Consider the following 17,062-nt stretch of genomic DNA (forward strand, 5'->3'; position numbering starts at 1 on the left):
GGCCGGAGCCGCCGCCCCACTGCTCCGGCCAGCGACTACAGGTCGATGCTGCTTTCTCCGCAGCCGTGAGATGTCACTGACGAAAGACGTTGAGATGAGCGCACAAGCTTCCAATGACAATATCCGCTCTCCCCGGACGGTCTTCATCCGCCGGCACTCGATTGTGACACGGCTCACGCAGTGGCTGAACGTGCTCTGCCTAAGTTTCCTTCTCTTGAGCGGGCTGCAGATCTTCAACGCTCACCCTGAACTCTACTGGGGTCACTACGGTGCGAATGGCGATCCTGCGATATTGACAGGCCGAGATCAGCCAAACGAATTCAATCCTCTCTGATCCGGACGGCCAATGGGTCGCAAAGCGTCAAGGAGCGATCAACGAGGCGTTCGAGAAACTTGGACGCTCGGAGAACAGCCAGGGTGCTGGGGCAACGATCGCGTCCCACAATACTCAGCATGATGGTGCGATGCCAGACGATGCATCCGCGAAACTCTCCGGCGAAAGCGATCGGATCGGCCGACTTGAGTGGGACGAGTACACGCCATTTGGCGAGCATGTCTGCTTCTTGTGAAAAACGCACGCCAGCAATTTCATCAATCAAAGATAGGGATAGAAACCAATGTCGAACGAACAGAAAGCCAGTGCCACGCGCGGCAATGACCAATGGCTCAAGCAGTATTACTTTACCCGGGCGGCGTTCTCGGTGCTGTGGGTTGCGGCTGCATTGACCGCCGGACAGCAGTCATTTGCAGTGGCTGCCGCCCTCCTGATCATCTATCCGGCTTGGGATGCAGCCGCTAACGTCGTTGATGCGGCGAGGAGCGGTGGCTTTGCGGTGAACCGCAGCCAGGTGATCAACGTCACAGCGAGCTCGATTATGACGATTGCGGTGATCCTGGCGCTGATGATGAACATGAACTGGGTCCTCGGCGCCTTCGGCCTATGGGCCATCTTTTCGGGGCTGCTGCAGCTTGGGACTGCAGTTCGTCGTTGGAAAACAAACGGCGGTCAGTGGGCGATGATATTGAGCGGTGGCCAATCGGCGTTAGCGGGCGCGCTCTTTATCTTTCAAGCGCAAATGCCTCAGGAGCCTTCTATCTCCACGGTCACGGGCTACGCTGGTGTCGGGGCATTCTACTTCCTGGTTTCGGCGATATGGCTGAGTGTTTCGGTCTCGCGTCGCGGTATGCGCAGAGCAGAACTGTGAGGTGCCGTAGCTCGGTGGTGTATGAGCGTAAGGCGACCATCTGAAAGCCAGAGTTATCGAGAGCGCAGTATTACACTTTTCGATGTCCCATTTCTTCAGCCCCACGTCGTGCCTGTCAGAGCACTTTGGAAGAACTCAAATGACGACACATGATACGGCAGAGCAACTTGCGTCCTACCGAAAGACCATCGACAACCTGGATTCAGCTCTCCTTCATATCCTGGCCGAACGCTTTCGCTGTACCGAGAAAGTCGGCCAGTTAAAAGCGGCACAGGCGATGCCGGCGACAGATGATGAGCGGGAGCGACGGCAAATGGATCGACTAAAGAACATCGCCGATGATGTCGGATTGAGGGAGCACTTCGTCGAAAGCCTGATGAAACTGATCGTGGGTGCTGTCGTGGAACGGCACAAGGAGATTGCGGCCGAGAGGTAGACATCTTGGAGATTCGGCAGGCTTGATCGCCTCCGGCTCGCTCATCTTGCTGTCACATTCACGAGATGGGTCCGATACGGTGGAAATGAAGGCCCGAAGCCTCTGAAGACGTCGTAGGTCTCGATGATATCCCATCCAGATGTTTCGCGCGGGCGGCGACTTGGGCAGTTCCATTCTGCGGATGCCTGCGATCTGATCGCCGACCACGCGGGGCAGGACAGCGATCCCGACGCCCTGCCTACACACGCCCCTGGACGTTGCGGTTGTTTGATCGAAGGACGGGTCTCGCGTTGGGGAAACTCTGGATGAGCCAAGCGATATCTGGGACTTGCCCGTCCTGCGACGTTCCGGTGGAACATTCGTCAACATGCCGTCCGGCGCAGGCATCGCGGGCAGTGGCGGCGGCGGATATTACAATGCCGCAAAGTTTGCCGTGGAAGGAATTTCCGAAGCCCTCGCCGGAGAGCTGAAGCCCTTCGGCGTCCGCGTGTTGATCGTCGAGCCCGGACCGTTTCGTACCGATTTCCTTGGCGTTCGATCACTATGGTGGCCAACGAAATGCCGGAATATGCAGCGAGCTCGCGCAGGCACTATCGCGAAACCAACGACGGCAACCAGGCGGGCGATCCCGACAAGACAATCGCGGTGATCCTAAAGGCGGTCGATGCCGATAATGCTCCGTCGCGCTCGTGTTCGCAGAGTTTCTGGAGCTGCTCCTTGGAGTTCGGTTCCTTCTGTTTCAACTTCAGCTCGGCCATCAGCATGTTGAGCTTCCGACCGATCGCCTGCCCCTTCTTATGATCGGAACAGTGAAGGCTCAGTGAAAGCCGGCTGCCCGGTCGGCACCGCGCGAACGACATGGGGACGCGTGCTCGCCAGTAGAAGATGTTGCCGCAGCGAATGAGATTTTCGACGTCGTGGCGGACTGCCATGGGTATCTTGCCCTTGCCTGCCACTGGCGAGGCCGCCGCGCATATTTCGCGTGGGCATCACCTGTGGGCTACAGTTCTGGGCATCAGGTCGCCAATGATGCCAAAACGATATCCGGCACGACTGGAAAATCAAGGAATTAACGGCTTTAGTGAGAATTGGCTGGGGAACCTGGATTCGAACCAGGACTAACGGAGTCAGAGTCCGCTGGTCTACCGTTAACCTATTCCCCAAGGCCGCTGGCGGTGTGTATGCGCCGCGTCGGTGTGGCGGGCTTATAAACAAAAGAACGCCCAATGCAAATACCTTTTGCCAAAAAAATGCGGCCGGGCTGTGTCCTTCTGGTTTTGGTTTGAGCCTTGATAAGGGTCTCGTCATTCGTCGGTCTTCGCCAACCGAAAGGGGAAGGGCGGTCGGGCTCGCCGGCTCCGCTATGGTTCCAAAAAAAGTTTGGCGAAAGGAGACGGCGCTGGTACAGTCGCGCCAACGCAAAATCGAGAGAGCGCCTTGAGCGGCCGTCAGGCTTCGCGCGGCGCCATGGTTGAGACAAGTGAAAGACCCCGATCACGGCGATAAGCCGTCTGAATCCGGGGCGTCGGCAGCAGGCCGCAGCGAGGGGCGCATGGGCGCGTCGCGGGGCGGCAAGGGCAAGCGGCGGCGGCGCAAGCCGTCCGGTTCCCCGTCTGCAATTGCCAGCGGATCCGGTCCGTCCGGAGAAGCAGGGCGTCCCGCAGCACTGAACGAGGCGGAGCCGTCGCGCAAGCGCAAACGGCGCCGGCGTTCGAAATCAGCAAGACCGCAAGATCAGTCCGCTGCCTCCGGTGCAAGCGCGCCGGCGTCGGATGCGGCCCTCAGCGACAAGAGGGGCGCCCAAAAGCGCAACAGGAAGGCGCGCCATCGGCGCGGCCTTCAGGGGCGGCCGCTTGCTTCCGCGAGCAATCCGACGACAAACCTGCGGCCGGGACGGCCGGGCGAGCGGTCCGGCGATGCTCCGCGGCCGCGGAGCGGCGAAGCCGCCGCGCAGCAGCAGGCGCGACCGGAGAGGCTCGGTGCACCATTCGTCGCGCCGGGCGAGCCGCCGGCACCGCTTTATGCGGCCCTCGATCTCGGCACCAACAATTGCCGGCTGCTCATCGCGCAGCCGACCCGGCCGGGCCAGTTCCGTGTGGTCGATGCGTTTTCTCGAATCGTCCGGTTGGGCGAGGGGCTCGGCGCCAGCGGGCGGCTTTCGGAGGACGCGATGGAGCGCTCGGTCGAAGCGCTCAAGGTCTGTGCCGCCAAGCTCGGTGCCCGATCGATCCGCCGGCGCCGGCTGATCGCGACCGAGGCTGCGCGTGCGGCTGCCAACGGCGAAGCCTTCATGAACCGCGTCGCCGAGGAAACCGGTCTCGAACTCGAGATCATCGATCGCGAGACGGAGGCACGGCTTGCTGTGTCCGGCTGCTCGTCGCTCGTCGACCGCGAAACCCGGTCCGTCGTGCTCTTCGACATCGGCGGCGGCTCGTCGGAAATTGCGGTCATCCGGATCGGCGAAAATCGCTCGAGCCGGCTTGCCAATCACATTACCCACTGGACTTCGCTGCCCGTGGGCGTCGTCACCCTTTCCGAGCGCCACGGCGGCGAGCATGTGACGCCCCAGAGTTTCGAGGTGATGGTGCGCGAGGTCGAGGCCATGCTTGCCGGCTTCGAGAGCCCCTCCGTCGACGCGCTGGCAAGCGGCTCCTATGGCGGCGGCTTCCACCTGATCGGAACGTCGGGAACCGTGACGACGCTTGCCGGCGTGCATCTCGATCTGCCGCGCTACGACCGCCGCCGCGTGGACGGCCTCTGGCTTTCCGATGACGAGGTCTCGGCCATGCAGGCGCGCCTCCTCTCCTGGGATTTCGCCGCGCGTGCCGCTAACCCCTGCATCGGTCCGGACCGGGCCGATCTGGTGCTTGCCGGCTGCGCGATCCTCGAGGCGATCCGCCGCCGCTGGCCGTCGAGCCGCATGCGCGTCGCCGATCGCGGGCTTCGCGAAGGGCTGCTGACCGATATGATGGCGGATGACGGGGCCTGGCGCCGGGGGCGTCCGCGCCGTCATCAGCGCAGCTTCGGTTCTCCGCAGGCGGGCGAGGAACGGGTAAAGCGCCACGAAGGAACCGAGGCATGACGAAATCCCCGATCGGCGGCAATCGCAGCGGCCGCAAGCTCGGACAGAAGGTCAAGAAGGGCAAGCTGAAGGCGTCTTCGCGCCGCTGGATCGAGCGCCACATCAACGACCCCTATGTTCAGCGGGCGCAGCTCGAAGGCTACCGCGCAAGAGCGGCGTTCAAGCTCCTGGAGATCGACGAGAAGCACAAGATTCTTGCTGGCGCCAAGCGCATCATAGATCTGGGCGCGGCACCCGGAAGCTGGTCTCAGATCGCCGCCAAGGTGACGAATTCGACCGATGCCGATCCGCGGGTCGCGGCGATCGACTTCCTCGAAATGGATCCGATCCCGGGCGTCCGCTTCCTGCAGATGGATTTCCTGGATCCCGAGGCGCCGGAAGAGCTGAAACAGGCGATCGGCGGAGCTCCGGACATCGTTCTGTCCGATATGGCCGCGCCGACCACGGGCCATCGCCAGACCGACCATATCAGAACCATGCATCTCTGCGAGGTGGCGGCGCATTTCGCCGTCGAGGTACTCGCGGAGGGCGGACATTTTCTGGCGAAGACCTTCCAGGGCGGCACCGAGCGCGACCTCCTGAACATGCTGAAGCAGAACTTCCGTCAGGTCGTCCATGTGAAGCCGGCGTCCTCCCGTGCCGAATCGGTCGAGATGTTTCTGCTCGCCAAGGGCTTCAAGGGCCGCCACGGGCTTAAGACCGACGAGCCGGCAGAGGGTGCTGCGGAGGAATAGTGCCATGCTGCTATATGTGACCCTCGGCTCCAACGACCTCGAAAGGGCGGGCGCTTTCTACGACACGGCGCTTGCGCCCCTCGGCCTCAAGCGCCGCAGGGAGGATGAGGTGGAGATTGGTTACGGCGCGGAGGGTGACTTCCGCTGCCGGCTTTGGGTGGTGACCCCGTTCAATCGCGAGGCCGCGACCATCGGCAACGGCTCGATGGTGGCGCTCGAGGCGCAAAGCCGCGCGGCGGTGGACGCCTTCCATGCCGCGGCGCTCGCCGGTGGCGGCACCGATGAAGGCGCGCCGGGGCTGCGTCCCTTCCATGCAAATTTTTATGCGGCTTACGTCCGTGACCCGGACGGCAACAAGCTTTCGGCGGTCTGCGAGCGGCCGGAATAGGCGTTACGAGGCTTGCTTGAAGGGCAAATGGGCGGAGCTTTCCTCGCTGACAGCGCCGCCCGATCGGAGCCTGCAGCAGATCATTTGCCGGCAGCCGTCGTTTCCACTTCCCGCACGGCCAGCCGATGGCCCGAGACGGAGGCGCCGGCATTCTTCGCCATGGCGACGAAGGGAATTGCCGCCAGAAGATTGGCGATGGCAATGATCATGAAGGCGACGTGGAAGTCTTCGAGCTCGAGCGGCCTGCCGCTGAGCGCCGTCTGGAATTCGAGAATGGCGCCTGCGACTGCGACCCCCAATGCGAGACTGATCTGCTGCAGCACGGCGCTCATCGACGTCGCCTTGCTGGCGTCGGCATCGTCGATGTCGGCGAAAGAGAGTGCGTTGACGCCGGTGAAGAAGAACGAGCGGGCGAAGCCGGCGATCAGCAGGACGGAGATCAACAGGAGATAGGGCGTCGCCGGCGTGAAGAAGCCGTTCGCGAAAGTCGTGACGGCCGCAATCACGGCGGCGATGAGCAGCGTCGTGCGGAAGCCGGCGAAAGCGAACACGCGGCGCGCGAGAAACTTCGTGGTGATGGCGCCGACGGCGCCGACGAAGGTGATGAGGCCCGATTGGAACGGGCTGAGACCGAAGCCGACCTGGAGCATCAGCGGCATAAGGAAAGGCACTGCGCCGACGGAGATGCGGAAGATCGTGCCGCCGATCGACGCGGCGCGGAAGGCACCGTCGCGGAAGAGCTTGAGATCGAGCACGGGCGCCGGATGCCGGCGCGCATGGAAGATATAGAGGAGCGAGGCGGCGACGCCGGCCGATACGGAAGCGATACCGATCGCCGGCGGCAGGGCCGGCAGGCTGATGACCGAAAGCCCGAAGACCACGCCCGCGGCGGCAATGCCTCCGAGCAGGAAACCGATGATATCCACCGGGGGCGGATTTCGCCGCTCCATCTCGGGCAGGTAGATGCCGGAGAGAAAATACCCGACAATCCCAACCGGCACGTTGATCAGGAAGATCCAGTGCCAGGAGAGGTAGGTCGTGATGAAGCCGCCGAGCGGCGGGCCCGCGAGCGGTCCGACCAGTGCGGGTATCGTCAGCAAAGCCATTGCCGAGACAAGTTCGCTGCGCGGCGCACTGCGCACGAGGACGAGCCGCGCGACCGGCGTCATCATGGCGCCGCCCATGCCCTGCAGGAAGCGTGCAAGGACGAAGGCGAAGAGGCTATCCGCCACCGCACAGAAGACGGAGCCCGCGATGAAGACGAGGATCGCCGCGCGGAAGATTCGCTTGGCGCCGAACCGGTCCGCCATCCAGCCGCTCAGGGGAATGAAGATCGCCAGCGCCACCATATAGGAGGTCAGTGCGAGCTTCAGCGTGATCGGCCCGACGCCCATATCGCGCGCGATTGCCGGCAGCGATGTCGAAATGACGGTTGAATCCATCTGCTCCATGAAGAGAGCGACGGCGAGGATCAACGGGACGATGCGGTTCATGAAAGGCGCCTTGGGGCTGTCACTGCGGGCGTTAGCCCCATTGGTTCTTAATTCGAAATCGATTTGAGGACAAAATCATCAGAAACTCGAGCGCGCTGGTCGCCGGTAAGCGGTTCCGATGGCTTTGTCGGGGCGAAACCGGAGATTGAAGATCACATGCGTGTGATCCGTCCTGTCCATTTCTGTCAAGGCACTACTTTTCGCCTGTGATCACCGGCGCGCGGGCAGCGCCGGTCAACAGGAGGGAATGACGATGGCTTTTCAATTGAAGCGGCGGACGCTGTTCGCAGCAGGCGCGGGCGCATTGGCGGCACCAAGTCTGCTGGCAGGCATTGCCGGTGCTCAGGAAACGACGGAAAAGGGCGGCGCGGCGATGAGTGCGGACTTCAAAACTTTGAAACTCGGAAGTTTCAAGGTGACGGTGATCAGCGACGGGACGCGCGCCGCGGACAAGCCGCACGAGATCTTCGGCACCAATCAGCCTGCGGAGTCGGTCTCCAAACTTCTGGAACAGAATTTCCTGCCGACCAGCGGCTTCGTCAACGGCTTTTCCCCGGTTCTGGTCGATACCGGATCCGAGGTCGTTCTCTTCGACACCGGGCTTGGCGAGGGAGGTCGCGAGGCGGGCACGGGCAAGCTTGCGGAAGGCCTGAAAGCTGCCGGTTATGCTCCGGAACAGGTGACGGTCGTCGTCATCACCCACATGCACGGCGACCACATCGGCGGCCTGACGGAGGGTGGAAAGCCCGCTTTTGCCAATGCGCGCTATGTGACCGGGCAGGTCGAGTACGATTTCTGGAAGGACGGCGCCCGCGTCGGCACGCCCGCCGAAAACGGGCACAAGGCGGTGCTGGCGAAGGTCGTGCCGCTGGCGGAAAGGATCACCTTTGTCGCGGATGGCGGGGAGGTCGTCCCCGGCATCTCTGCGATGGCTGCGTTTGGTCATTCTCCGGGGCATATGATCTATCGGCTCGAATCCGACGGCAAGGCCATGATCCTGACCGCAGACACGGCCAACCACTATGTCCTGTCGCTGCAGCGGCCGGATTGGGAGGTTCGCTTCGACATGGACAAGGCGGCTGCCAGCGCGAGCAGAAAAAAGGTCTTCGACATGATCGCGACCGACCGGCTGCCCTTCATCGGCTATCACATGCCGTTTCCGTCCGTCGGCTTCGTCGAGAGCCAGGATCAGGGCTATCGCTTCGTACCGGCGAGCTATCAGTTCGACATATGAAGAGACGGCTTGCTGCACTGCGACAACAATTCGCCGGGGCCCATAAGATTTGGGCCCCTTGGCTATTTTCATTCCGGCATATCCGTGTTACCAGCCCTCGCCAACTTCCAAGAAAAGCCTTGAAGTCACCCGGTGGACAAGTCGCTGAGCGTCCCCGGGGATTTTTCGTTTATTTGAAGAGGAACTGGCCATGGCGCGCATCATCGAAACGGCAACCGGTCTGGAGGCTTTGACCTTCGACGACGTTCTGCTCCAGCCAGGACATTCCGAGGTGATGCCGGGTCAGACGAATATCGCCACCCGCATCGCACAGGACATCGAACTCAATCTTCCGATCCTCTCGGCGGCCATGGATACCGTCACCGAGGCGCGGCTCGCGATCGCCATGGCTCAAGCCGGCGGCATCGGCGTCATCCACCGCAACCTGACGCCCGCCGAACAGGCGGAAGAAGTCCGGCAGGTCAAGAAGTTCGAAAGCGGCATGGTCGTCAATCCGGTGACGATCGGCCCGGATGCGACGCTTGCGGATGCTCTCGGCCTGATGAAGGCGCACGGCATTTCCGGCATTCCCGTCGTGGAAAACGGCGGCCTCGGCGGGCAGAAGCAGGGGCGCCTCGTCGGCATCCTCACCAACCGCGACGTCCGCTTCGCGTCCGATCCTTCCCAGAAGATCTACGAATTGATGACGCGGGAAAACCTTATCACGGTGAAGGAAAGCGTCGATCAGCAGGAAGCAAAGCGCCTTCTGCACAAGCACCGGATCGAGAAGCTCCTCGTGGTCGATCCCGAAGGACGCTGCGTCGGACTGATCACCGTCAAGGACATCGAAAAGTCCCAGCTCAACCCGAACGCCGCCAAGGATGCGCAGGGCCGGCTTCGCGCCGCCGCCGCCGTCAGCGTCGGCGACGACGGTTTCGAGCGCGCCGAGCGGCTGATCGATGCCGGCGTTGACCTGATCGTCGTCGACACCGCCCACGGCCATTCGCAGCGCGTGCTCGATGCGGTGGCACGGGTGAAGAAGCTTTCCAACTCGGTGCGCATCATGGCGGGCAACGTCGCGACGGGGGACGGTACCAAGGCGCTGATCGACGCCGGCGCGGATGCGGTCAAGGTCGGCATCGGCCCCGGCTCGATCTGCACGACGCGCATCGTCGCCGGGGTCGGCGTGCCCCAGCTCGCCGCGATCATGGCGGCCGTCGAGGCCGCACAGGCCGCGGACATCCCGATTATCGCCGACGGCGGCATCAAATATTCGGGCGATGTCGCCAAGGCGATCGCCGCCGGCGCTTCGGCCGTGATGATCGGCTCGCTGCTCGCCGGAACCGAGGAGAGCCCTGGCGAGGTCTTCCTGTACCAGGGCCGGTCCTTCAAGGCCTATCGCGGCATGGGGTCCGTCGGCGCCATGGCGCGCGGCTCGGCCGACCGCTATTTCCAGGCGGAAGTCCGCGACACGCTGAAGCTCGTGCCGGAAGGCATCGAGGGGCAGGTGCCTTACAAGGGGCCGGTCTCCGGCGTCCTGCACCAACTCGCCGGCGGCCTCCGCGCCTCCATGGGCTATGTCGGCGGGGCCACGATCAAGGATTACCAGGAGCGCGCCACCTTCGTTCGCATCTCCGGCGCCGGCCTCCGCGAGAGCCATGCCCATGACGTGACGATCACCCGCGAGAGCCCGAACTATCCGGGCGGCGCCTGATATCATCGGCGGACGCCGTCCGGCGTCCGCCATGTCCATTGCTGACACTGAGAGCATCGATGACAGGCTTCGAAATATTCTGGCCGATGGTGGCCCATGTCGCGCTTGTCTTTGCGCTTTATGCGCTCCTCTCCACGCGTCGGGCATCGCTCATCAGGTCGGGCGAGATCGACGCTTCCCTGTTCCGGGAAAACCGCGGCGAGCCGGGCGAGAGCCTTATCGTGCGAAACAGCATCGCGAACCAGTTCGAGCTGCCGGTTCTCTTCCATCTCTGCTGCGTGCTGCTCTACATCACCGAGGCGGACAATCTCCTCTCGCTTGGTCTCGCCTGGCTTTTCGTGGCGCTCCGTTATGCTCACGCCTTCATCCACGTCACGAGCAATCGGCTTCGCTTTCGCCAGCCGCTGTTCATGGCAGGTTTCATCGTGCTCTTCGCGATGTGGACATGGCTTTCCGTCTGGATGGCGATGAGCTGAGGTAACGCAGTTTTGTAAGTCCGTGACCGTGCCGCTGACCTATCCTGTCGCCGGGTGGTCTGGTGCCGCCTGCTACAGCGACATTTGATCTGCCATAGCCCCAGGGAGAGCGTCATGAACAAGCCTGTCATCACCCAGGCGATGATCGATGCCTATGACGAATATACGCATCTCACTTTGGATCGCCGCCGTTTCATGGAGAGATTGACGGCGCTGGCGGGTACGGCTGCGGCCGCCGCCGCAATCGCGCCGATGCTGGCTGCCGATAGTGCCAAAGCCGAAATGATTGCCGAGACGGACGAGCGCATCAAGGGAGAGGACATCACCTATCCCGGCGCCGACGGCGAAATGAAGGGATATCTCGTCAGACCCGCCGATGCGTCCGGCAAGCTTCCCGCCGTCATCGTCATTCACGAGAATCGTGGCCTGAACCCACACATAAGAGACGTTGCGCGCCGCATGGCGCTCGAAGGCTTCGTGGCGCTTGCGCCCGATTTCCTGTCGCCGGACGGTGACACACCGGCCGACGAGGACAAGGCGCGGGAGATGATCAGCGCACTCGACGCAACCGAGACGAATGAGAATGCCGTCGCCACCGTGAGCTTTCTGAAAGGCCATGCGGAAAGCACCGGCAATGTCGGCGCGATCGGCTTTTGCTGGGGCGGCGGTCTCGTCAACAGGCTTGCCGTGAACGCACCCGATCTCAAGGCCGGCGTGGCCTATTACGGCGCCCAGGCGAAGGCCGAGGACGTGCCGAAGATCAAGGCGGCGCTGCTGCTGCATTACGCCGGGCTCGACGAGCGCATCAATGCCGGCATAGAGGCCTACCGCAAAGCACTGACGGAAAACGGCAAGGACGTGACGATCCACGTCTATGAAGGTGCGAACCACGCCTTCAACAACGACACCTCGGCGGCGCGGTACAACAAGGAGGCGGCCGACCTCGCCTGGCAGCGGACCGTCGAATTCCTGAAGACGAAGCTGGCTTGATCATGCGGCTGGACGAGGCGCAGCTTTCGCCGCGCCCCGTCCGGCCGCGGCAGCATCCCGCGAGATCTCCCGGGCGCAGGCCGATATGGCGTTCGCAAGCGCGTCCATGTCGCGCGGCCGCGGGTTGCTGCGCCGCCAGATGAGCCCGATCTCGCGAGAGGGCTCCGGGGCGGCGAGGGGCACGATCCGGATCGCGTTGCGTGCGGCTTCGCTCGGTATCGCGATCTCGGGGATGAGTGTCATTCCCATGCCGTTTGCAACCATCTGCAAAAGCGTTGCCATCGACGTGGCGCCGAAACTCAGGAGCTGCCGTTTGCCGGCCGTATTGCAGACGGCCAGCGCCTGATCACGCAGGCAATGGCCTTCTTCGAGCAACAGCAGCTGCGATATATCCACCTGCTCTTCCGTCATCGGCGACATGAGCACATGCCGGTCGTTCTCCGCCACGGCCATATAGAAGCGGTCGGAAAACAGCGGCCGGGTAACGATGCCGTCCGCGTCGACCGGCAGCGCCGCCACGACCGCATCCAGCCGGCCGTCGCCGAGATCGGCGATGAGCCGGTCGGTAAGCGACTCCTTCAGCTCTATCTCGATCGCCGGATAGCGTTCGCGCAGGTAGGGAATGAGCCTCGGTACGAGATAGGGCGCGAGCGTCGGGATAACCCCGAGGCGGACCCGCCCCTCGAGAGTGCCCGTGTTTGTCCGGGCGCTCTCCTCCAATCTGCCGACATCCGCGAGGATGGAACGCACCTGCGCCAGCACTTCCTCGCCCTTGACGGTCAGGAAAACGCCGGCGCGGCTCCGTTCCACCAGCTTCACGCCCAGATGTTCTTCCATCTCCATGATCTGCGCAGAGAGCGCCGGCTGGCTGACATGGGTGAGTTCGGCCGCCTTGCCGAAGTGGCGAGTGGCCGCGAGGGCATCGAAGTAACGCATCTGCCTGAGTGTCAACATGATAGGAAAATCTTATCGTAATCAGCAGGAAATACAATTGGAGATTATCGTCCCGGGATGGGAGAAACCAGTGCCAAGGCATTCCATGCGCTATGCCGATCGTGGCTGCTGTCGTCAGCCGTCACGCTCTCCAGCGAGCATCGGAAGCCGAAACGTCGAAACAGGAGGGATGCGATGACAGATCGTCCGACGATCACCACCACCGCCGGGGCGCCGGTGCCGGACAACCAGAATTCGCTGACGGCAGGGCCGCGCGGCGGCATCATGCTGCAGGACTATCAGCTCATCGAGAAGCTGGCGCATCAGAACCGCGAGCGCATTCCGGAACGCGTCGTCCATGCCAAGGGCTGGGGTGCTTTCGGCACGCTGAAAATCACCGGTGACATCTCGCAATACACCAGAGCGAAATGTCTCCAGCCCGGCGCCGAAACGCCGATGCTGGCCCGCTTCTCGACCGTCGCCGGCGAACAGGGCGCCGCCGACCACGAGCGCGACGTCCGCGGTTTCGCGCTTAAATTCTACACCGGGGAAGGCAACTGGGACCTCGTCGGCAACAATACGCCGGTCTTCTTCATTCGCGATCCCTACAAGTTCCCCGACTTCATCCACACGCAGAAGCGGCATCCGAAGACCAATCTGCGTTCCGCCACTGCCATGTGGGACTACTGGTCCCTGTCGCCGGAAAGCCTGCATCAGGTGACGATCCTGATGTCCGACCGCGGCCTCCCGCAGACGCCGATGCATATGAACGGCTACGGCTCGCACACCTATTCCTTCTGGAACGACGCGGGCGAACGCTACTGGGTGAAGTTCCACTTCAAGACGCAGCAGGGCCACAAGTTCTTCACGAACGAGGAAGGCGAAACGGTCATCGGCAAGACCCGCGAGGGCTATCAGGAGGCACTGTTCTACGCGATCGAGAACGGGGCTTTCCCGCGCTGGACGGTTCAGGTGCAGATCATGCCGGAGCTCGACGTGGAGAAGACGCCCTACAACCCGTTCGACCTGACCAAGGTCTGGCCGCATGCCGACTACCCGCCGATCGAGATCGGCGTGCTGGAGCTCAACCGCAACCCGGAAAACTATTTTGCCGAGATCGAGAACGCAGCCTTCTCGCCCTCCAATATCGTTCCCGGCATCGGCTTTTCGCCGGACAAGGTGCTGCAGGCCCGCATATTCTCCTACGCGGATGCCCACCGCTACCGCCTCGGCACGCATTACGAGCACATCCCGGTCAACCAGCCGCGCTGCCCGGTTCACCACTACCATCGCGACGGTCAGATGAACACCTATGGCGGCATCCGCACCGGCAATCCGGACGCCTATTACGAGCCGAACTCCTTCAATGGACCGGCCGAACAGCCGCTGGCCAAGGAACCGCCGCTCAGAATAGACGGCGACATGTCCCGCTACGACCACCGCGTCGGCAATGACGACTACATTCAGGTGCGGGCGCTGTTCGACCTCTTCGACGAGGGGCAGAAGTCGCGCCTCTTCTCCAACATCGCGGCCGCTATGGGCGGCGTCCCGGGCGAGATCGTCGAGCGGCAGCTCATTCATTTCGCCCGCGTCCACCCGGAATACGAGGCGGGCGTCCGCCAGGCGCTGAAGACCGCCCACGGCTACGAGGCGGACACGATCAGCACGGCCGCCGAGTAGTCCGGCGCCCGTTCCGGCAAGCGCGAAGGCCACGCCTCAGCAAGGCGTGGCCTTCGTCATTGGAGGAGATATGTAAGCGGCTCACCAGCCCGGCAGCATATGGCTCTGTCTGAGGCGCGGATAACGGGGATAGCCCTTGAGATCGCCTTCGAGATCGTCGTTGACGGTGATCGGCGTGATGTTGTCCAGGCAGGCGGTAATGTGATTGGTGATCGCGTTCGACAGCGACGGCGAAAGGCCGGGGCGCTTCATGATGCCGATCTGCACCGGCGCCAGCGACGGGAAGCCGTCGGCCAGCGTCAGCACCTTCATGCCCGGTCGCAGTGCCGACTCCGGAAGGACGGAGACCGCCATGCCGGCGAGAACCGCCGCGGCAACGACGGTCGAGGACCAGCTCGTGAACAGGATCTGATATTCCTTGCCGGTCGCATCGAGCGCCGCGCAGGCAGCCTGCCGCCACTGACAGTCGCGCCGGCCGACCGCAAGCGGGATTGGCGCATTCTCGGGCAGCGGATGATTGATGGAGCTGACCCAGCAGAGCGGTTCGGTTCGTACGACGTCGGAAGCCCGCGCACGCGGATTGTGGGTGACGAGCGCGATGTCGAGATCGCCCTTCGCCATTTTTTCCGCGAGGTCCACCGAAGGCTCGCAAACGATGTAGAGCTCGACGTTCGGATGCGTCTTGGCGAAGCGGACGATGATTTCGGGCATGTAGCGGTCCGCGTAGTCGTCCGGTGTGCCGATCCGCAGCGTGCCCTCGAGGCGGTTGTCGTCGAAGGAGGCTATTGCCTCATTGTTGAGGCGGATCATCCGGCGGGCAAAATTGAGGAGCCTGTCGCCCTCGACGGTCAGCCGGTTGCCCCGGCCATCCTTCATGAAAAGCGGCTTACCGATCCGTTCTTCCAGGCGTCGCATCTGCATCGACACGGCGGATTGAGTCTTGAAGACACGGTCGGCCGCCTTGGTGAAGCTGCCCGTGTCTGCGATTGCTACGAAGGTTTGCAGCTGGTCGATATCGAGCGGTGCGGACATGGCCGGAATACCTATAAGATTGTTTGATGAATATCATTAAAAACATTCGTTGGACTGATCAATAAGGATTTGCGAATGATAATCCGCAAACCACGTCAATCTTTCCGGCCAAAATAGTCGCCGGTTCGCCAAAAGTATTTCCGCCTGCCCCTGCGAAAGACCTCCCCGCAGGGGACGGGTTTCTTCGTGCCCGCGAAAAGGAGTTCCGTCATGCGCACGACCCACCACGCCTCCGGTTTCGGCCTCGTTGCGAGCAGGCAGTCGCCTGCAGCCCGCACAACAGGCATCATCGGCGTGCTGACGGCCGTCTGGCGCCTTTATCGAAACCGCTGCCAGATTGCCCGCCTGCAGGATCTCGACGATCGCCAGTTGCTGGACATGGGTTTGAAACGCGAAGACCTGCACGAGGCGCTGACCTCGGCCTTCTTCGAAAACCCGGGCAGCTACCTGACGCGCGCCTCACGCAATCGGGCGAACCTCTTCTACAAGGGAGTGCGCCACGATTGACCCCTCATGGCGCGTCCCGCCGCCTCGGATGCGCCAGTGCGGCATGATCTGCGAAATCTTCGCCTCGCGCGGATCATGCCGCGAATTTTAGATCGTGCCGATGGCACGTCGTAACAGTTCCCCGCAGGGTATGAGCCAATAGACCCTGCTGCTTGCCCGGTACATGCCAAGACGTGTACCGGGCTTTTTTGCGCGTCTGATAAGGCGCGGCGCGGTAGGCTCCGACGCAGCTTTCCTCACCGATTTTGTCGGCATGTTTCCAGTTTGGGAATAAATCATGGCGGAGGCCAGTCGAGCGCGTGCCCGTCCTGCGGAGAGGGGCAATCCCGGCGGCTACGCCTTGCCGCCCGAGCCGCCCTTGTAGCTCTCGAACAGCGCGTCGATGCTCTTCTGATATTCCTTTTGCATTTCCAGCCCGCTGTCGAAGAGACTGTTCATCGCCTGCGAAAACTGGGCGAAGGCCGGGTTGTCGGCCGGCGCTTTCTGCGCCGTGTCGGCGCCCCGCATCATCTCCGCATAGGCCTTGAAGAACGGGTTGTCGGCGAAAAGATCGGCTGCTTTCGGCTTATCGCCGGCCTTGCCCGTTTCTCCCGGCTTGCCCATGCCGAAGAAGCCCTGCATCGCCTGGGTGAAAGGATTGTCGAAGGGGTTGGACTGCGGTTCGGGCTTCTTGGCGAGGCCTGTCGCCTCCATCCATTGCTGCATCAGCGTCATCATCGGATTGTCGGCGAGCCCACCGCTCATCTGCCCCGTGGTCTGTTTGAAGAGCCCGCCCATCAGCGTACTCGCCATCACCGGCAGCATCTGCTTGTAGATCTCCTGACCGATCCCCGTCATCTGTGCCGCCTGCGCCGCGATCGCGCGCGACATTTCCTTCGAGCCGAAAAGCTGGCCGAGAATGCCGTTGCCATCTGCGACACCCTGGGGTGTGAACGCCTGGCTTATGTCTTCGAAATACCGGGCGTAATTGCCGGTCGAGAGCGCCGTCAGCAGCGCGCCGAAGTCGTAGGGGTTCGTCGTATTGTACTTGAAGCCGGTGGAAAATGCGGGCATCAGCGCTGCCGTGGCTTTCGCCATCTGCTCCTGCGCGAGCCCGAATTGTTTCGCCATCAGTTCGATGGCGTGGCCGTTCTGCGCCTGCGCGAACATGTCAAAAAGCGGTGCCATTGGCGTTCCTTC

At 62.6% G+C, this 17,062-nt stretch carries 17 protein-coding genes, 1 tRNA gene and 2 pseudogenes; 13 read left to right on the forward strand and 7 right to left on the reverse strand.

Going from position 1 to position 17,062, the window contains the following annotated elements; genetic code table 11:
* Positions 1-94: 94 nt before the first annotated feature.
* The 3 genes and pseudogenes from ACTJKL_RS18580 to ACTJKL_RS18590 form a co-directional block, all read left to right on the forward strand.
* A pseudogene (locus tag ACTJKL_RS18580) lies at positions 95-322 on the forward strand (cytochrome b/b6 domain-containing protein); the annotation flags it as partial.
* 295 nt (positions 323-617) lie between these two features.
* On the forward strand, positions 618-1,205 hold the full coding sequence (locus ACTJKL_RS18585) for a DUF308 domain-containing protein (RefSeq protein ID WP_338278323.1): 588 nt from the start codon (positions 618-620) through the stop codon (positions 1,203-1,205).
* 139 nt (positions 1,206-1,344) lie between these two features.
* Positions 1,345-1,641, forward strand: coding sequence for a chorismate mutase (locus ACTJKL_RS18590; RefSeq protein ID WP_440853497.1), 297 nt, complete (start codon positions 1,345-1,347; stop codon positions 1,639-1,641).
* Here ACTJKL_RS18590 and ACTJKL_RS18595 read toward each other — a convergent pair.
* Positions 1,528-2,028 (reverse strand): LysR substrate-binding domain-containing protein, encoded by a 501-nt coding sequence (locus ACTJKL_RS18595; protein ID WP_440853498.1) that lies wholly within the window; start codon positions 2,026-2,028, stop codon positions 1,528-1,530. The two genes, ACTJKL_RS18590 and ACTJKL_RS18595, sit on opposite strands and share 114 nt — an antisense overlap.
* Here ACTJKL_RS18595 and ACTJKL_RS18600 point away from each other — a divergent pair.
* Positions 1,970-2,322: pseudogene (locus tag ACTJKL_RS18600) on the forward strand (SDR family NAD(P)-dependent oxidoreductase); the annotation flags it as partial. The gene ACTJKL_RS18595 and the pseudogene ACTJKL_RS18600 sit on opposite strands and share 59 nt — an antisense overlap.
* Here the strand turns inward: ACTJKL_RS18600 and ACTJKL_RS18605 are convergent.
* Both ACTJKL_RS18605 and ACTJKL_RS18610 read right to left on the reverse strand, forming a co-directional pair.
* Positions 2,232-2,597 carry a hypothetical protein gene (locus ACTJKL_RS18605; RefSeq protein ID WP_440853499.1) on the reverse strand — a complete coding sequence of 122 codons (366 nt, stop codon included), beginning with the start codon at positions 2,595-2,597 and terminating at the stop codon, positions 2,232-2,234. The pseudogene ACTJKL_RS18600 and the gene ACTJKL_RS18605 sit on opposite strands and share 91 nt — an antisense overlap.
* 133 nt (positions 2,598-2,730) lie before the next feature.
* Positions 2,731-2,804, reverse strand: a tRNA-Gln gene (locus ACTJKL_RS18610).
* A 317-nt stretch (positions 2,805-3,121) separates the two neighbouring features.
* Between ACTJKL_RS18610 and ACTJKL_RS18615 the strand changes: the two genes are divergently transcribed.
* Genes ACTJKL_RS18615 through ACTJKL_RS18625 form a run of 3 tightly spaced genes read left to right on the forward strand, consistent with a single transcriptional unit; the run spans position 3,122 to position 5,845 of the window.
* The gene (locus ACTJKL_RS18615) at positions 3,122-4,723 is read left to right on the forward strand and encodes a Ppx/GppA phosphatase family protein (protein WP_440853500.1); all 1,602 of its coding nucleotides are present in this window, start codon (positions 3,122-3,124) and stop codon (positions 4,721-4,723) included.
* Positions 4,720-5,457: an RlmE family RNA methyltransferase gene (locus ACTJKL_RS18620; protein WP_440853501.1), complete on the forward strand. Its 738-nt coding sequence runs from the start codon at positions 4,720-4,722 to the stop codon at positions 5,455-5,457. Before ACTJKL_RS18615 ends, ACTJKL_RS18620 begins: the two co-directional genes overlap by 4 nt.
* 4 nt (positions 5,458-5,461) lie before the next feature.
* Complete coding sequence (locus ACTJKL_RS18625) at positions 5,462-5,845, forward strand: VOC family protein (RefSeq protein WP_275596712.1); 384 nt, start codon at positions 5,462-5,464, stop codon at positions 5,843-5,845.
* Between the two features lie 80 nt (positions 5,846-5,925).
* Here the strand turns inward: ACTJKL_RS18625 and ACTJKL_RS18630 are convergent, their stop codons facing one another.
* The gene (locus tag ACTJKL_RS18630; RefSeq protein ID WP_440853502.1) at positions 5,926-7,338 is read right to left on the reverse strand and encodes a DHA2 family efflux MFS transporter permease subunit; all 1,413 of its coding nucleotides are present in this window, start codon (positions 7,336-7,338) and stop codon (positions 5,926-5,928) included.
* Positions 7,339-7,591: 253 nt separating this feature from the next.
* Here ACTJKL_RS18630 and ACTJKL_RS18635 point away from each other — a divergent pair, with 253 nt between their 5' ends.
* The 4 genes from ACTJKL_RS18635 to ACTJKL_RS18650 all read left to right on the forward strand — a co-directional run bounded on the left by ACTJKL_RS18635 (position 7,592) and on the right by ACTJKL_RS18650 (position 11,731).
* Positions 7,592-8,572 carry an MBL fold metallo-hydrolase gene (locus ACTJKL_RS18635; RefSeq protein WP_440853503.1) on the forward strand — a complete coding sequence of 327 codons (981 nt, stop codon included), beginning with the start codon at positions 7,592-7,594 and terminating at the stop codon, positions 8,570-8,572.
* A 190-nt stretch (positions 8,573-8,762) separates the two neighbouring features.
* Entirely contained in the window at positions 8,763-10,265 is a 1,503-nt protein-coding gene (guaB, locus tag ACTJKL_RS18640; protein WP_018094312.1) for an IMP dehydrogenase, read from the forward strand.
* A 59-nt stretch (positions 10,266-10,324) separates the two neighbouring features.
* A complete protein-coding gene (locus ACTJKL_RS18645) occupies positions 10,325-10,741 on the forward strand; it encodes an MAPEG family protein (protein ID WP_440853504.1) in 417 nt (138 codons plus the stop codon).
* 114 nt (positions 10,742-10,855) lie between these two features.
* Positions 10,856-11,731, forward strand: a complete 876-nt coding sequence (locus ACTJKL_RS18650; RefSeq protein ID WP_440853505.1) for a dienelactone hydrolase family protein — start codon at positions 10,856-10,858, stop codon at positions 11,729-11,731.
* Here ACTJKL_RS18650 and oxyR read toward each other — a convergent pair whose 3' ends face one another.
* Complete coding sequence (gene oxyR, locus ACTJKL_RS18655; protein ID WP_440853506.1) at positions 11,732-12,685, reverse strand: hydrogen peroxide-inducible genes activator OxyR; 954 nt, start codon at positions 12,683-12,685, stop codon at positions 11,732-11,734.
* Positions 12,686-12,859: 174 nt separating this feature from the next.
* Here oxyR and katA point away from each other — a divergent pair, with 174 nt between their 5' ends.
* The gene (gene katA / locus ACTJKL_RS18660) at positions 12,860-14,344 is read left to right on the forward strand and encodes a catalase KatA (protein WP_440853507.1); all 1,485 of its coding nucleotides are present in this window, start codon (positions 12,860-12,862) and stop codon (positions 14,342-14,344) included.
* Positions 14,345-14,425: 81 nt separating this feature from the next.
* Here katA and ACTJKL_RS18665 read toward each other — a convergent pair whose 3' ends face one another.
* Positions 14,426-15,376 (reverse strand): LysR substrate-binding domain-containing protein, encoded by a 951-nt coding sequence (locus ACTJKL_RS18665; protein WP_018094317.1) that lies wholly within the window; start codon positions 15,374-15,376, stop codon positions 14,426-14,428.
* Between the two features lie 210 nt (positions 15,377-15,586).
* Between ACTJKL_RS18665 and ACTJKL_RS18670 the strand changes: the two genes are divergently transcribed.
* On the forward strand, positions 15,587-15,883 hold the full coding sequence (locus ACTJKL_RS18670; protein WP_440853508.1) for a DUF1127 domain-containing protein: 297 nt from the start codon (positions 15,587-15,589) through the stop codon (positions 15,881-15,883).
* Between the two features lie 333 nt (positions 15,884-16,216).
* Here the strand turns inward: ACTJKL_RS18670 and ACTJKL_RS18675 are convergent, their stop codons facing one another.
* Positions 16,217-17,050, reverse strand: a complete 834-nt coding sequence (locus ACTJKL_RS18675) for a DUF937 domain-containing protein (protein WP_440853509.1) — start codon at positions 17,048-17,050, stop codon at positions 16,217-16,219.
* Between the last annotated feature and the right edge of the window lie 12 nt (positions 17,051-17,062).

This window comes from Sinorhizobium sp. 22678 (assembly GCF_052044265.1).
GTDB lineage: Bacteria > Pseudomonadota > Alphaproteobacteria > Rhizobiales > Rhizobiaceae > Sinorhizobium > Sinorhizobium meliloti_A.

Excerpts from the sequence above, each read along its gene's own strand:
- ACTJKL_RS18585 (WP_338278323.1), top strand. The coding sequence starts at position 618 with ATGTCGAACGAACAGAAAGCCAGTGCCACGCGCGGCAATGACCAATGG.
- ACTJKL_RS18590 (WP_440853497.1), top strand. The coding sequence starts at position 1,345 with ATGACGACACATGATACGGCAGAGCAACTTGCGTCCTACCGAAAGACC.
- ACTJKL_RS18595 (WP_440853498.1), bottom strand. The coding sequence starts at position 2,028 with ATGCCTGCGCCGGACGGCATGTTGACGAATGTTCCACCGGAACGTCGC.
- ACTJKL_RS18620 (WP_440853501.1), top strand. The coding sequence starts at position 4,720 with ATGACGAAATCCCCGATCGGCGGCAATCGCAGCGGCCGCAAGCTCGGA.
- ACTJKL_RS18625 (WP_275596712.1), top strand. The coding sequence starts at position 5,462 with ATGCTGCTATATGTGACCCTCGGCTCCAACGACCTCGAAAGGGCGGGC.
- ACTJKL_RS18630 (WP_440853502.1), bottom strand. The coding sequence starts at position 7,338 with ATGAACCGCATCGTCCCGTTGATCCTCGCCGTCGCTCTCTTCATGGAG.
- ACTJKL_RS18635 (WP_440853503.1), top strand. The coding sequence starts at position 7,592 with ATGGCTTTTCAATTGAAGCGGCGGACGCTGTTCGCAGCAGGCGCGGGC.
- guaB (WP_018094312.1), top strand. The coding sequence starts at position 8,763 with ATGGCGCGCATCATCGAAACGGCAACCGGTCTGGAGGCTTTGACCTTC.
- ACTJKL_RS18645 (WP_440853504.1), top strand. The coding sequence starts at position 10,325 with ATGACAGGCTTCGAAATATTCTGGCCGATGGTGGCCCATGTCGCGCTT.
- ACTJKL_RS18650 (WP_440853505.1), top strand. The coding sequence starts at position 10,856 with ATGAACAAGCCTGTCATCACCCAGGCGATGATCGATGCCTATGACGAA.
- oxyR (WP_440853506.1), bottom strand. The coding sequence starts at position 12,685 with ATGTTGACACTCAGGCAGATGCGTTACTTCGATGCCCTCGCGGCCACT.
- katA (WP_440853507.1), top strand. The coding sequence starts at position 12,860 with ATGACAGATCGTCCGACGATCACCACCACCGCCGGGGCGCCGGTGCCG.
- ACTJKL_RS18665 (WP_018094317.1), bottom strand. The coding sequence starts at position 15,376 with ATGTCCGCACCGCTCGATATCGACCAGCTGCAAACCTTCGTAGCAATC.
- ACTJKL_RS18670 (WP_440853508.1), top strand. The coding sequence starts at position 15,587 with ATGCGCACGACCCACCACGCCTCCGGTTTCGGCCTCGTTGCGAGCAGG.
- ACTJKL_RS18675 (WP_440853509.1), bottom strand. The coding sequence starts at position 17,050 with ATGGCACCGCTTTTTGACATGTTCGCGCAGGCGCAGAACGGCCACGCC.